Below are 14,637 nucleotides of genomic sequence, written 5' to 3'. Positions count from 1 at the left end.
GGTTCTACATTTCCGCTTAATCCCCTAGTAGGACATGGATCCAGTCTCGATATCACACAGGTAGGTATAGTCTTGGATAAAATTACCTCAAACTAAGAAATCATCAAAAATTTCAGCTCAATTAATGGGGTAATTAATATGCAAGCATACTTTCAATTTCATTCAAAACTTGATTCGTTTCGTCTTTTTTCAGTAGAACACCTCTTGACGAACGGGATTATTATCATTTTTTGTCTTCTCCTAATTTTGATGAGGAATGAGCTTAAAAAGGAGGGGAAACGAAGGCTTTTTCGTTACTCGCTGGCTGTTCTCCTTAATTTTGGGGTCAGTCCCCCGCTGCTTTAAAGTGATATCATAGCGGGGGACTGACCCCAATGTCATCCCGACCACTTCAAACCTCGGGAATCCAAGACCATTTATTCCTCCAAGTTTGGGTATTTGGGGCTGTGAATATAATGGTGGTACTGAAATTTGGTTATTATATAGCTGCCTGCTCCCCTTTGAATTCACATGCCAATACTGGTGCTTACGCCTATTCCCCTCATTTAAAAACGTAATGTTAGACTTAGCCTATGTAATATTCCTTTTTGTGCAATAGAATAGAGTTCTGAAATGTGTAAATATTTTAAAAATTATATTGACCCGATCATTTTCTTGTCTTACAATAAGACATATAATAAATGTGTCTGAATATTCATTTATTATAGTTGAGAAAGGAGAATGAATGAAAAAATACAACTGTGTCATTTTGGGTAAAAAAGAAGTCTAATTTTTATTCGAAATCTAGTGCTGCACGCATCATTTTTTGATTTTTAATAGGAATTGTAAGCGTACTCATCATTATTGGAAAGAAAGGAGTGTTCATTATAAAGGCGGTGGTTAACAAAAAGCTGATTAAAGAAGACATTCGCTAAAGGGAATGGCAGTATGATTCGTGTTATTTAATAAACCAAATTGAGTAGGGGGATTTCGATGAAGAAAATGAGTAAGTTCGGATTGTTCTTATGTATGTTGCTAATTTTGCTTTCCGGGTGTTCTGATGATAAAGCGTCAGGGGGGGGTACTAAAGAGAAGATTACTAAAGGGGGAGAACTGAGAGTAGGTATCCCTTCAGAACCATCTAATTTAGATACACATTTAAATACAGCTAGTATTGCATCCATTATTGGTAGAAATATTTTTGAAACACTCCTCACTTTAGATTCAAAAGGTGCAGTTCAACCAATGCTTGCGGAATCATATGAGGTATCAGCAGACGGAAAAACAATTGAATTCAAATTACGTAAAGGTGTTAAATTCCATAATGGACAGGAAATGAAAGCAGAAGACGTAGTAGCTTCTATGAATCGTTGGATACAGCTTTCTGCCTCAGGAAAAGAAACATTTAAAGGCGCATCTTTCAAGGAAATTGATGAGTACACTGTCCAATTAGAAATGGCACAACCAACTTCTACTGCCACACTTGTTCTCGGTTACACTGGCGCAATATCGCCGAGTATCATGCCTGCATCAGTTATTAAGGGGCATGAAACGGAAAAAGTGGATGAATATATAGGCACAGGTCCTTTTAAATTCAAAGAATGGAAGCAAAATCAACATATTCTTTTAACGAAATTTGATGATTATGCAAGTCGTGAAGAACCTGAAGATGGTTTAGCAGGAAAAAAAGAAGCATTGGTAGATGATCTTTATCTTGTTTTTGTTCCTGATTCTTCAACTAGAGTTGCTGGTATTTTATCTGGGGAATATGACGCGGTTATGGAGATTCCGATTGATAACGCGGACCAAATCTCTTCTAATAAGGAAATTAATATGCACAGTGTACCTAAGGAAATTCTATTATTATACTTCAATAAAAAAGAAGGTCTTTTTACAAATAAAACAGCCCGGGATGCCATGTCTGTTGCATTAAATAAAAAAGACGTGTTAAAAGCAGCTTTTGTTAACCCTGACTATTATAAAACAACACACCACGTGATGTTGGGAAATCAGGAAGCACAATGGAATACCAAAGTTGGTAAAAAGGAATATAGTTTTCAAGATAAGGAACTAGCAAAGAAATTGTTTAAAGAAGCTGGCTATAATGGCGAAGAGCTTAGATTGTTAACATCAAGAGATTTAGATCCAATGTATAATGCGGCTATTGTTGTACAGGAGCAACTAAAAAATATAGGCGTAAATGTAAAATTAGAAGTGTATGATTGGCCGACCTATACGGAAATGGGAAATGATCCGAGTGCCTACGATATTACGATTATCTCAAACAAAGGGAAACCAGAACCAACTTCTCTTGCTTGGGGAAGGTCAGACTATTATGGATGGACAAATAGTGAAGAACTAAATAAAATTACAACGAAAATGCGCCAGGCTCCAACATTAGATGACGCAAAAGCGATGTACGATGATTTACAAACTTGGTTCATGGATTATAAACCGGCTATAAAATTTGGAGATGGAGATATGCTTTTCGCATCGCGTAAATCAGTCTCAAAATTAGAAGATATAGACGGACTATATTTTTGGAATGTTGCAAACTCTAAGTAGTCTTTGGTTATTATTTCAATCAAGATACGACTACCCTATTTTGAAATAGGGTAGTCGTAATTTAGAAATCGTTGTTTAAAAGGAGGTAATCAATCGTGTGGGCTTATATTATCAAGCGGCTTTTATCGCTTATTCCAGTATTATTCATTGTGTCTATTGTCATATTTTCGATTATTCATATAACGCCGGGAGATCCTACTTCCTTTATGTTGGGGGAGGAAGCTACAGAGACAGAGCTTGCAGCTGCCAGAACTCAACTTGGGTTAGATTTACCTATATATGAACAATATTTGAATTGGGTAAAAAAAGCTGCAACGGGAAACCTGGGTCAATCCTATCACATGAATATGTCGGTAAATGAGGCAATTATGAGTCATATAGGGCCAACATTGTCACTGGCCATTCTTGCTGAAATCGTTGCTTTATGTATTGCCATTCCACTTGGAATTATTGCAGCTGTTCGAAGAGGCACTGCAACGGATCAAACAGTTATGGGAATTTCATTGTTGGGAATGGCTATACCGAGCTTTTTACTTGCTTTGTTTTTAGTTTTACTCATTGGCGTAAAACTGCAATGGTTACCCGTGGCAGGCTATCGTCCATTAGAAAGTGGATTATGGAATCATGTTAAATATTTAATCATGCCGGCCATTTCTTTAGGAACGATTCAAGCTGCTTTAATCGCACGAATGACTAGATCCTCTATGTTGGAGGTTTTAAACACAAACTATATTAAAATGGCCAGAGCAAAAGGGGTAGTAGAAAAAAGAGTCATTTTCAACCATGCTTTACAAAATGCATTTCTGCCCATTCTAACGGTTATTGGAATTACCTTTGGGGGCTTAGTAACGGGAGCAGTTGTAACAGAAACCATTTTTAATATACCAGGTATAGGATCTCTCATCATTAATTCGGTTTCCAAACGGGACTATACGGTCATACAAGGAGTCGTACTCTTCGTTACATTTAGTTATGTAATGATCAATCTGCTGATTGATATACTGTACGGTGTAATTGATCCTCGTGTTCGATTAGAAGAAAACTAGAAGATGTAAATGTCGTAAGTCATTGAAATACCGATTGTTAATAGTAAGGAGGTATATTGTGGAAGTTAAAGAGAGTACATTGGCCTTGTCAAAAGCAAGGAAAAAACTAAAAAAAGAACAACAAGAATTACTTAAAAAACGCTTTTTTTCTAACTATTCTTTGATGATTGGATTAGTCATACTTTCAATATTAGTACTTTTAAGTGTTGTAGGCCCATTTCTAATTGGGTACAGTCCGTATGAAATGACCGTAAATAATCGTCTTCAAGCGCCCGGTGCAAATCATTTACTAGGCACGGATAACTTCGGAAGAGATCTGTTATCCCGTATTATTCATGGTTCTAGATCATCATTAGGTGTTGGGGTATCGATTGCGTTAATCACTTCTGTCGTAGGTTTAACAATAGGTTTATATTCTAGTTATTATAAAAGACTGGATAATATTTTAATGCGAATATGTGATGGTCTAATGGCTATTCCCGGAATATTGTTAGCGATTGCACTGATGGCAGCACTGGGCCCGAAAGTTGAAAATGTCATCATTGCATTAAGTATCGTTTTTACTCCAAGTGTAGCCCGAATTGTCCGTTCTGCTGCAATCGTTGTTCGTGAGCAAACATTTATAGAAGCGATGAAATCTCAAGGAGCAAGTTCTTCCCGTATAATTTGGCTTCACATCGCACCTAATGTACTTTCTCCTTTAATCGTACAGGCGACATTTATTTTTGCTGATTCTATTATTATTGAAGCCGCTTTAAGTTTTCTAGGTGCTGGGATTCCTGCTCCGGCTCCAAGTTGGGGGAATATTTTATATGATGGGAAGCTTGTCATATTTAATGCATGGTGGATGACCGTCTTTCCTGGTGTGATGATTATTTTAGCCGTCATCGGGCTTAATTCTTTAGGGGATGGCTTGAGAGATATCATGGATCCACATTATAAAAAGATTAAGAGAAAGCGTACTAGAAAAAGTGAGAAGGAGAGAGCAGTATGACCGACTTACTATTAGAGATAAATGACTTGAAAACAAGTTTTTATACAGAAACGGGACTCGTAACGGCTGTGAATGGTGTGTCTTTCAATGTTAAAAAGGGAGAGATTGTTGGGGTAGTTGGTGAATCCGGATGTGGAAAAAGTGTCATGTCCCAAACCATTCTTCGATTATTCGAAGAGGGGACCGTAGAATTTGAAGGAGAGATTAACTTTAAAGGAAATAATCTTCTTACTCTAAGTAACAAACAGATGAACAAGGTTAGGGGAGATCAAATCTCTATGATTTTCCAAGATCCTCTAAGCACGTTAAATCCGGTCCACTCTGTAGGTCGTCAAATTTCAGAATCGATTGTTTTACATCAAAAAGTAAGTAAAAAAGTTGCCGAGCAAAAAGCTATAGAGCTGCTGCAACTTGTAGGAATTCCCTCACCTGAAAAGAGAGCAAAGGAATATCCGCATAATCTTTCTGGTGGGATGAGACAAAGAGCGATGATAGCTGTGGCACTTGCTTGCCGGCCGGAATTGTTAATTGCCGATGAACCAACAACAGCATTAGACGTAACTATACAAGCGCAAATTTTAGATTTAATGAAAAACCTAAATACCGAATTAGACATGGGAATCATTTTTATCACACACGACTTAGGCGTAGTTGCTGAGTTATGTTCCAGGGTAATCGTCATGTATTTGGGAGAAGTGGTAGAAGAAGCAAGCTTAGAAGAATTATTTTCAAGACCTTTGCATCCCTATACCCAAGGGCTTATCAAATCGATCCCTCAGTTGGATGGTGATCGAACAAAGCCTCTGCATACAATTGAAGGAACTGTTCCTCCCTTGACGCGTGTACCTATCGGATGCAGATTCGCAACTAGATGTCAATTTGCAGACGAACAATGTCGTACCTCTTCACCGCCCGTTAGTGAATATTCGCCAACACAGAAAGTAAAGTGTTGGAACTTCGAACAAATTCTTGCTAAACAGGAGGTAGCTGCAGATGTCCATGTTTGCACTTGAATCAAGTGGTTTGGAAGTGATCAGTAACGAAGAGTCCAAAATTAGGAAAGAAAATGATGTGAAAGATACATTATTAGAAATAAAAAATTTAAAGAAATTTTTTCCTGTAAAAAGAAGTTTGCTAGATTTTAAGAAAGAAAAAACGTTTGTTCAAGCAGTGAATGATGTTTCTTTCAAACTGTATAAAGGTGAAACGTATGGACTGGTAGGAGAGTCGGGATGTGGAAAAAGCACAACCGGACGGACACTGCTTAAGTTAACAGAGCATACAAATGGTCAGGCTTTATATAATGGAAGCGATATTTTTAAGAGTTCCGGTAAAGAGTTAAATAAAGTGCGGCAAGATATACAAATGGTTTTTCAAGATCCTTACTCTTCTCTCAATCCTAGAAAAAGAATTGGAAAAATATTAGAGGAACCGTTAGTTATTCATAATATTGGTCATGCAAAAGAGCGAATAGAAATGGTCATGGGAATATTAGATAAAGTTGGGTTACAACTTGAACATTATTATCGATACCCACATGAGTTTTCCGGTGGTCAAAGACAAAGAATTGGCCTGGCAAGGGCACTTATTTTAAATCCTAAAATTTTAATCATGGATGAACCTGTATCCGCTTTAGATGTATCCATACAATCTCAGGTACTGAATCTGTTAAAGAAATTACAAACGGAGTTATCGTTAAGCTATCTGTTTATTTCACATGATATGAGTGTTGTTCGTTATATTTCTGATCGAATTGGTGTTATGTATCTTGGAAACTTAGTAGAGGAAGCACCTACTGAAACATTATTTTCGAACCCGTTACATCCTTATACTCAGGCTCTTTTATCTGCGGTTCCCGAACCGAAATTGGGTGGAAATCAAGAGAGAATTATACTAAAGGGTGAAATGCCGTCTCCGTTGAATCCGCCATCAGGCTGCGTTTTTCATACAAGATGCCCACTTGCTGAGGAGAGATGCAAATCAGTCATCCCAGAGAAGAAGCAAATGACTAGTGATCACCATGTGGCATGTCATCTCTATAGCTAGTAGCTGTTTTTAGTATTATTTAATAAATCTTACGAGCCTTTTTTTCTATTGTGAGCGTCTTCATAATGAAGGAAATCGATTTGTGCAATTTAAGCGTAAAGAGAGAAAGGGTGCTATTAGATCTTGAAAGTTTCAGTAACTGTCAATACAACAGATTTAACGGAATTGGACTTACAGCAAATGTCTCAACTTGGGGTAGATTGTATAGATTTTGGAGTGGGTCATTCTTTTGCTGGAGTAAAGGAGCAAGGCTTTCCTGATTTTGATACATTACTGCAATTAAAAAGAAGAATTCGTTCTTGGGGAATGGATATTAATCGAGTTACTTTACCGAACTTTACCGAAAACTTCATGCAAAACCTGCCGGGAAGTGAAATAGAACTAGAAAATTCTATTAATGCAGTCAAGGTCTTTGGAGAAGCGGGAATCGAGATTGTGAGACAAAGGTTTGCAGGGGATGTATTTTATGGCCGTTCCCAAAGTTACAAAGCCATTCAACGTGGAGGAGCGATTTCACGAGGGGAGAGTTTAGGGCTTCTAAATGAGAAAACTGAAACGCCCACACTTGAAGAATTAGAAACATGGTGGAGTATTTTCCAACGTGCATATAAAGAGTTAGTTCCAGTTGCCCAGGATTGCAATGTGAAAATTGCGATGCATCCTTCTGATACACCTCATCCGGATTCACCTTTTGGAGGGTTAGGTCTACATAGAATCATTGACGATTTTCCAAATAAAAATGTAGGGCTTGTTTATTGTATAGGTACAAGAGCTGAAGCGGGTGGAAGTTCCTTAGTATTGGATGAAATTAATCATTTTGGCCGAAAAGGGAGAATCTTTTTAGTCCACTTCCGTAATGTGAGAGGGAGTTTGCCAACAGCTGGTGCATTTGAAGAAGCTCTTTTGGATGACGGTGATTTAAATATGTTCAAATTGTTACTTGAGCTTCGAAAAGTTGGTTACGACGGTTGTATCAATCCGGATCATGTACCTATATTGGCTGGAGATGTTGCAGATTTGGATGATAAGTGGGCATTTTCTACTATTGGTTGGAAGGCATCCAGTATGGGATTTGCCTACTCGATCGGATATATTAAGGCATTGTTAGCAGCATTGAATGAGTTCGAAGGAAAGTAAGTATCTATAATTATCAGAATATAGGGAAAAGTAATTGACAGATAATTATTATTGTCTTACAATAAGACATATAAAGATAGGTTACTAACTTGAAAGGGTGGAGTATAGATGAGCGTAAAGAATAGGAAGGCACCGAAAGGGATATTAGGGTTTCCAGTAGCACCGATGGATGAAGAGGGGAAATTGGATTTAGATGCACTCGGCAGAAATATTGAATTTTTAGTTGAAGAGGGATTATCTTCCGTATTTGTAGCGTGTGGAGCAGGAGAACTACATGCTATTAGCAATGAAGAATATAGATCAATGGTTCAAGTTGCTGTCGAGAAAACGAAAGGTAAAGTGCCTTTATACACGGGAGTCGGCGGTAATATTTCACATGCTTTAGAGCAAGCAAAAATTTCAGAAGAACTTGGTGCAGAAGGATTTTTAATCTTACCGCCTTACCTAATAAATCCATCCCAAGACGGCCTCTACAATTACTTGCGTAAAATTATTAATGCTACAGATTTAAACGCGATTGTCTATCAGCGTGATAATTGTATTTTAGAATTAGAGACATTACAAAAACTATGTGAAATACCTCAGCTTGTAGGATTTAAAGATGGTGTTGGAAATATGGAATTGAATGTCGAGTTTACACACCTAATAGGAGATCGTCTTGCATGGATTAATGGAATGCCATTAGCCGAAATCACAATGGAAGCGTATGTAAATCTAGGATTTACTTCCTATTCATCAGCTATTTCAAACTATATTCCTCATATTTCAGCAAGGTATTATGATGCCCTTTTGAAGGGAGATAAAGAAGTAGTAAATGAGTTATATGAAAATGTGATTTTGCCGATTCATCGTATTCGAAAACAGAAGAATGGTTATGCAGTATCCCTTATTAAAGCAGGTATGAATATTGTTGGCCTTCCTGTTTCAACGAATGTTAGACCCCCGGTAGCACCAGTTGAGAAGGAGCATTACGAACAGTTAAAGGTAATCATTCAAAAGGCATTTGAAAAGTATCCGGCACATGCTGAACCGGTAAAATAGGAGGAACTTATGACTACAACTACTGAAACGAAAACCAAAACATATTTAAATTATATTAACGGAGAATGGGTTGCTTCTGAATCAGAAAAAACGGGAGTAAGTAAAAATCCTGCAAAAAAAGGTGAAGTTGTCGGATCTTACCAGCTTTCATCAACCATTGATTTCGACAAAGCCGCTACAGCTGCAAAAAAAGCTCAAAAAGCATGGCGTAAACTTGCAGGAAGTGTACGTGGTGATTATTTACTGAAAGCAGCTTCTATTTTGGAGGAGCGAATTGACGATGTTGCTGCAACAATGACGAAAGAGATGGGTAAGACCTTTGCAGAAGCAAAAGGAGAAACTGCGCGTGGTGTGGCTATTCTACGCTATTATGCCGGCGAAGGAATGAGAGCTGTTGGTGAGGTAATCCCTTCTTCTGATAGTGAAGCACTTATGTTTACAACGAGAGTACCACTCGGGGTTGTTGGCGTTATTACACCTTGGAACTTCCCTGTAGCCATTCCGCTTTGGAAAATGTCGCCGGCACTTATATACGGGAATTCGGTTATCATTAAACCGGCGAGCGAAACGGCCATCACTTGTGCAAAAATAATCGAGTGTTTACATGATGCGGGTATTCCAGCAGGGGTTGTCAATCTAGTGACTGGTTCTGGTTCCGTTCTTGGCCCGGAAATGGCGGCCCACCGTAATATTGATGCCATTACATTCACAGGTTCTAATACAGTCGGAAAAGAATTGGCACAAATCGCTGTTTCAAGAGGTATTAAATATCAACTTGAAATGGGAGGAAAAAATCCTGTGATCGTTGCGAATGACGCAGATCTCGATTTGGCAGTGGAAGCGACAATAAGTGGGGGATTAAAATCTTCGGGTCAAAAATGTACAGCGACCAGTCGCGTCATTGTTCAAAAAGAGATTTATGAGCCATTCAAAGAGAAGCTACTCCAAAAAGTCGCTGAAATAACTGTTGGTGACGGAATGGATGCAGGTACATGGATGGGGCCTAGTGTAAGTGAAGGACAGTTAAACACAGTTCTTTCCTATATCAAAAAAGGGAAAGAAGAAGGAGCTACATTACTTTTCGGCGGAAATCAGCTTAACGAGAACGACGGATTGAATGGTTACTACGTAGAACCCGCAGTGTTTGAAAACGTAACTTCTGAAATGATCCTTGCACGAGAAGAGATTTTTGGACCTGTGCTTGCACTTATGAAAGTAGACACCATCGAGGAAGCCCTTGAGACGGCAAATGACTCTGAGTACGGACTGAGCGCTTCCATCTTTACTACTAAAATCAGCCATATGCTTTCGTTCATTAATGAAATGGATGCAGGTCTAGTGAGAATCAACGCGGAAAGTGCAGGTGTTGAACTACAGGCACCTTTTGGCGGCATGAAGCAATCTAGTTCTCATTCTCGGGAACAAGGTAGAGCTGCGATCGAGTTCTATACTTCTATCAAAACAGTATTTATTAAATAAGAAACATTGGAGGGGTTATGCGATGAAAAGCTTAACTCCTCGTTTTGCTAAAATATCGTACTAGGGGGGAACTCTTTGATGTTAGTCAATACGACGAAAGAAAATTCAAATATGGAAAATTTTAATGTAGACCAAAAAAAATCAAGTACTCCAACAATTCAAAAGATGACTGTCATTCCCGTAGCAGGTCACGACAGTATGTTGTTGAATTTAAGTGGTGCTCATAGCCCGTATTTCACAAGAAATATTGTCATTCTTGAGGACAATCATGGAAATACTGGAGTAGGGGAAGTACCTGGAGGTGAAGCAATTCGTCAGACGCTGGAGGATTCAAAACCGTTTGTTATTGGTGCTTCTATCGGTACAAACCATTCCATATTAAGCAAAATTCGAAATCAATTTGCGATACGGGATGCAGCCGGACGTGGGGCACAAACATTTGATCTGCGGACGACAATCCATGTTGTAACGGCATTGGAGGCTGCACTTCTTGACTTATTGGGGAAATTTCTCCAAGTACCTGTCGCTGAACTTCTTGGAGAAGGACAACAGCGAAGTAGTGTTGAAATGCTTGGTTATTTATTTTATATCGGTGATCGAAACAAAACAGATTTATCTTTTTTAAATGATGTGAACTCGAAAGACGAGTGGTTTAGATTACGACATGAGGAAGCGTTAACACCTGAATCGATTGTTGCCCTTGCGGAAGCAGCTTTTGAACGTTACGGCTTCAATGATTTTAAACTGAAAGGTGGGGTTCTTGCCGGTGAAGAAGAGATGGCTGCAGTTACTGCACTCGCAAAACGGTTCACCAATGCAAGGATTACGCTTGATCCAAACGGTGGCTGGTCTTTAGAGGAAGCCATTCGACTTTGTAAAAACCAGCATAACGTACTCGCGTATGCCGAAGATCCATGTGGAGCGGAGGAAGGGTATTCAGCGCGTGAAGTAATGGCAGAATTTCGTCGTGCAACAGGACTTCCGACGGCAACCAATATGATTGCCACGGACTGGAGACAAATGGGGCATGCAATCCAACAGCATGCTGTTGATATCCCGTTAGCAGACCCGCATTTTTGGACCATGCAGGGCTCTGTTCGAGTAGCGCAAATGTGCTATGAGTGGGGTTTGACATGGGGATCTCATTCGAACAATCATTTTGATATTTCCCTTGCTATGTTTACCCATGTTGCGGCAGCTGCTCCTGGCAAGATTACGGCAATTGACACACATTGGATTTGGCAGGATGGTCAACGTTTAACGAGAGAACCACTTCAAATAAAGAATGGCAAAATCGATGTTCCAACGACACCGGGATTAGGTGTTGAAATGGATATGGAACAAATTGAAAAGGCGCATAAACTATATGTCGATCAAAAACTAGGGGCTCGTGATGACTCTATAGCTATGCAGTACTTAATTCCAGGGTGGAAATTTAATAGTAAGCGTCCTTGCTTAGTGCGATAAATTAAACTGTATTTGAGCGATAAATAGGTAACATGGACCAATGGAAAACGTTGCTCCTACTATGAGGGGGAATTGGATGATGCATAAAGTAATCGTTTATAGAAAAGTAGATCCACAAATTTTAGACCATTTACGTACAAAGTGTGAGGTTGTCTATTTTGAAAAATTAAATGAATCGACTTATCCGCAGTTCCTATCACATCTTAAAGATACAGATGCGTTGCTGGGATCCGGTTTAAAAGTGGACGTGGAGTTACTGGACAAATGTCCACAATTAAAGGTTGTAAGCAATATTTCTGTTGGATATGATAATTTGGATTTAGATCTGTTAACAACACGAAATATTGTGGCGACCAATACGCCAGGTGTGTTGAACGAAACAGTGGCAGATGCAGTGTTTGGGGTACTGCTTTCCGCTGCCAGAAGAATTCCAGAGTTGGATGCATACGTAAAGCATGGAAAGTGGGATGCGACACTTGGAGAAGAATTATTTGGATACGATGTTCATGGTAAAGTTATAGGGATTGTTGGGATGGGCGGAATTGGAAAAGCGATAGCGAAACGAGCAAAATTTGGATTTGGTATGGAGGTTCTTTATCACAATAGAAGCCGTAATGAGGATATTGAATCTACTTATGATGCACAGTATTGTAGTTTTAACGATCTTTTGAAGCATTCTGATTTTGTTTGTAACATGGTTCCCCTTAGCGAAGAGACAAAGAATATGTATAGTACAGATCAATTTAAACTAATGAAGAAAAATGCCATTTTTGTAAATGGTTCGCGGGGTGCTGTCGTAGATGAGGATGCTTTAGTCCAAGCACTAATCAATAAAGAAATTGGCGGGGCTGGACTCGACGTTTACAAGCAAGAACCGATTAATGCAGCCCATCCATTGTTGAATCTTTCGAACGTCGTTACCACGCCGCATATAGGATCAGGGACTAAAGAGACAAGAATTAAAATGGGTATGTTAGCAGCAGACTCCCTTATAAAAGTGCTTGCGGGTGAAAATCCTGATAATGTATTAAACAAGTTAATAAGCAATCAAGCATAACTACAAACGCAACAACAATAATAGTAACTGGAAAGATTGGTTTCGTGAATGGATTACGTATATAATATTGGCCATTATTATATACGTAATCAAGAACCGAATTTACTAACAAAATTGCTTTTGGTGTAATGTCAATTCTATTGTTTTGGTGTATAATGAAAACAAGATAAAAGTTTGAGTTTAGAATAAGAAACGAGGGGTGTGAATGAAGGAATACCATGTGGATACGGTCAAAAGAAGCACCCTTTCGCAACAAGTGCTGGAACAAATTGTACAACTACTAATGAATGGGCGGCTGAATCCAGGGGATAAACTGCCTGCCGAAATGACATTAATGGAACAGTTTGACGTGAGCAGACCTGTACTGCGAGAAGCACTTAGTTCATTGGAAACATTAGAAATAATAACGAGAAGACCCCGCGAGGGCACTTTTATAAATGATCGAGTTGGAAGCAGTCCTTTTAAAGTGATGCTTGCCTTATCTATTAACAATATTCCAGCTGTCATTGAAGCACGAATGTCATTAGAGCTGGGACTTGTCACAATGGCTGCCGAAAAGATAACAGATGAACAACTTGAAAAAGTTAAACAAACGAATGATTTGATTAAAGAAAATTCAACTGGAGACTACGGTCGTTTAGATAAGGAATTCCATAGATTGATTGCTCAAAGTGTAAATAACCCTGTTATCGAAGGGATGATTGACTCGCTTTTAATAGCGCATGAAAAAACAGATAATTTGATCACTTACCGGGAACCGGATATTACGGTTGAGCACCATCTAGCTATTTATGAGGCGTTAAAAAAAAGAGATCCATATGAAGCTTTCAACCAAATGTATAGACATTTAAGCTATGTTAGAAAAAAGATACTGGATGGATTATGAGAAAAGAAGCCCTTTGGAACGGCAGTAAAAGTTTCAAAGGGCTTATTCATTTGGCGATTATTTATTAATTTTGAGTATCCAGAAATTCAGTTACTTGTTCTGGAGATTTTGCGTTTGCACTGTGTAAATGTGCTTTTTTCTCACCGGCTGATCCCTTTACTGAAAAGTCCTTCATAAAGCCGAAGATGGACTTTTGGTTATTATCTGCGATTTCCTTCATTAATTTTGACAATCTTTTTTTCCTTGAAGGCAGAGGGAATTCTTTCAAGCCAATGCTTGTGGTAAGTTTAGGGCGGTGCCTAGTCACGCCCCGAAATTTGTCGAAGATTAGTATGGGACGAGGGGACAGGCTCCTTGTCCCAATTTTTTTTAGGTCCACTGTCTCCTCGGACATTCTTGTTTGGATTTGTTGATGCACATATTGGGTCAAGTGCGACTTACTTGTATTCAATGGTTTGATGAAGGGCAAATCGAGGTCTTTTAGTAAGGATTAGTCCTTCATAGCCTTGATGAAGGACAAATCGTTGTGTTTTTAGTAAGGATTAGTCCTTCATAGGCTTGATGAAGGACAAATCGTTGTGTTTTTAGTAGGGATTAGTCCTTCATAGCCTTGATGAAGGACTAATCGTTGTGTTTTCTAATAGGGATTAGTCCTTCATTGGCTTGATGAAGGACAAAACGCAGCCTTTCTAATAGAGATTAGTCCTTCATATGCTTGATGAAGGACAAAACGCTGCCTTTCTAATAGAGATTAGTCCTTCATATGCTTGATGAAGGACAAAACGCAGTCTTTCTAATAGGGATTAGTCCTTCATAGAATGATGGAGAACTCTCCGTCGCAATTTCCTCCAAATATGCAACTAAAGAACGCCGTTTGTTGCATATTAGTCCGTCCATTTTCCTGATATTAGGTCAGCCATGTTGGCTGAGCTGCTAGAAA

Annotated in this window: 12 protein-coding genes; 11 read left to right on the top strand and 1 reads right to left on the bottom strand. The window is 38.8% G+C overall.

Annotation, left to right across the window (positions count from 1 at the left end):
* The first annotated feature begins 972 nt into the window (after window positions 1-972).
* The 11 genes from BSO02S_RS25065 to BSO02S_RS25015 all read left to right on the top strand — a co-directional run bounded on the left by BSO02S_RS25065 (window position 973) and on the right by BSO02S_RS25015 (window position 13,697).
* Window positions 973-2,544, top strand: a complete 1,572-nt coding sequence (locus BSO02S_RS25065) for an ABC transporter substrate-binding protein (protein ID WP_066074474.1) — start codon at window positions 973-975, stop codon at window positions 2,542-2,544.
* A gap of 95 nt (window positions 2,545-2,639) precedes the next feature.
* Window positions 2,640-3,590, top strand: coding sequence for an ABC transporter permease (locus tag BSO02S_RS25060; RefSeq protein WP_066074469.1), 951 nt, complete (start codon window positions 2,640-2,642; stop codon window positions 3,588-3,590).
* A 58-nt stretch (window positions 3,591-3,648) separates the two neighbouring features.
* Window positions 3,649-4,584 (top strand): ABC transporter permease, encoded by a 936-nt coding sequence (locus BSO02S_RS25055; protein ID WP_235847011.1) that lies wholly within the window; start codon window positions 3,649-3,651, stop codon window positions 4,582-4,584.
* The gene (locus BSO02S_RS25050; RefSeq protein WP_066074465.1) at window positions 4,581-5,597 is read left to right on the top strand and encodes an ABC transporter ATP-binding protein; all 1,017 of its coding nucleotides are present in this window, start codon (window positions 4,581-4,583) and stop codon (window positions 5,595-5,597) included. Before BSO02S_RS25055 ends, BSO02S_RS25050 begins: the two co-directional genes overlap by 4 nt.
* Entirely contained in the window at window positions 5,584-6,630 is a 1,047-nt protein-coding gene (locus BSO02S_RS25045; protein WP_066074486.1) for an ABC transporter ATP-binding protein, read from the top strand. Before BSO02S_RS25050 ends, BSO02S_RS25045 begins: the two co-directional genes overlap by 14 nt.
* A 123-nt stretch (window positions 6,631-6,753) precedes the next feature.
* The gene (locus tag BSO02S_RS25040; RefSeq protein WP_235847010.1) at window positions 6,754-7,767 is read left to right on the top strand and encodes a mannonate dehydratase; all 1,014 of its coding nucleotides are present in this window, start codon (window positions 6,754-6,756) and stop codon (window positions 7,765-7,767) included.
* 108 nt (window positions 7,768-7,875) lie between these two features.
* Window positions 7,876-8,808 carry a 5-dehydro-4-deoxyglucarate dehydratase gene (gene kdgD / locus BSO02S_RS25035; RefSeq protein WP_066074459.1) on the top strand — a complete coding sequence of 311 codons (933 nt, stop codon included), beginning with the start codon at window positions 7,876-7,878 and terminating at the stop codon, window positions 8,806-8,808.
* Between the two features lie 9 nt (window positions 8,809-8,817).
* Window positions 8,818-10,287, top strand: coding sequence for an alpha-ketoglutaric semialdehyde dehydrogenase GucD (gene gucD, locus BSO02S_RS25030; RefSeq protein WP_066074458.1), 1,470 nt, complete (start codon window positions 8,818-8,820; stop codon window positions 10,285-10,287).
* Between the two features lie 111 nt (window positions 10,288-10,398).
* Entirely contained in the window at window positions 10,399-11,754 is a 1,356-nt protein-coding gene (gene gudD, locus BSO02S_RS25025) for a glucarate dehydratase (RefSeq protein WP_066074483.1), read from the top strand.
* A 76-nt stretch (window positions 11,755-11,830) separates the two neighbouring features.
* On the top strand, window positions 11,831-12,811 hold the full coding sequence (locus tag BSO02S_RS25020; RefSeq protein ID WP_066074455.1) for a 2-hydroxyacid dehydrogenase: 981 nt from the start codon (window positions 11,831-11,833) through the stop codon (window positions 12,809-12,811).
* Between the two features lie 205 nt (window positions 12,812-13,016).
* Window positions 13,017-13,697: a FadR/GntR family transcriptional regulator gene (locus BSO02S_RS25015; protein ID WP_066074452.1), complete on the top strand. Its 681-nt coding sequence runs from the start codon at window positions 13,017-13,019 to the stop codon at window positions 13,695-13,697.
* A gap of 64 nt (window positions 13,698-13,761) precedes the next feature.
* On the opposite strand, the gene BSO02S_RS28695 is transcribed toward BSO02S_RS25015, so the two are convergent.
* Window positions 13,762-13,929, bottom strand: coding sequence for a hypothetical protein (locus tag BSO02S_RS28695; RefSeq protein WP_425320371.1), 168 nt, complete (start codon window positions 13,927-13,929; stop codon window positions 13,762-13,764).
* Between the last annotated feature and the right edge of the window lie 708 nt (window positions 13,930-14,637).

The sequence above is a fragment of the Neobacillus soli NBRC 102451 genome, assembly GCF_001591665.1.
GTDB classification, from domain to species: domain Bacteria; phylum Bacillota; class Bacilli; order Bacillales; family Cytobacillaceae; genus Neobacillus; species Neobacillus soli.
Note: the sequence above shows the minus strand (reverse complement) of the source record. Positions and strands in the feature narration are given on the sequence as shown.

Bases quoted from the DNA above. Each gene is read 5' to 3' on its own strand.
- BSO02S_RS25065 (WP_066074474.1), top strand. From the start codon at position 973: ATGAAGAAAATGAGTAAGTTCGGATTGTTCTTATGTATGTTGCTAATT.
- BSO02S_RS25050 (WP_066074465.1), top strand. From the start codon at position 4,581: ATGACCGACTTACTATTAGAGATAAATGACTTGAAAACAAGTTTTTAT.
- BSO02S_RS25045 (WP_066074486.1), top strand. From the start codon at position 5,584: ATGTTTGCACTTGAATCAAGTGGTTTGGAAGTGATCAGTAACGAAGAG.
- kdgD (WP_066074459.1), top strand. From the start codon at position 7,876: ATGAGCGTAAAGAATAGGAAGGCACCGAAAGGGATATTAGGGTTTCCA.
- gucD (WP_066074458.1), top strand. From the start codon at position 8,818: ATGACTACAACTACTGAAACGAAAACCAAAACATATTTAAATTATATT.
- gudD (WP_066074483.1), top strand. From the start codon at position 10,399: ATGGAAAATTTTAATGTAGACCAAAAAAAATCAAGTACTCCAACAATT.
- BSO02S_RS25020 (WP_066074455.1), top strand. From the start codon at position 11,831: ATGATGCATAAAGTAATCGTTTATAGAAAAGTAGATCCACAAATTTTA.
- BSO02S_RS25015 (WP_066074452.1), top strand. From the start codon at position 13,017: ATGAAGGAATACCATGTGGATACGGTCAAAAGAAGCACCCTTTCGCAA.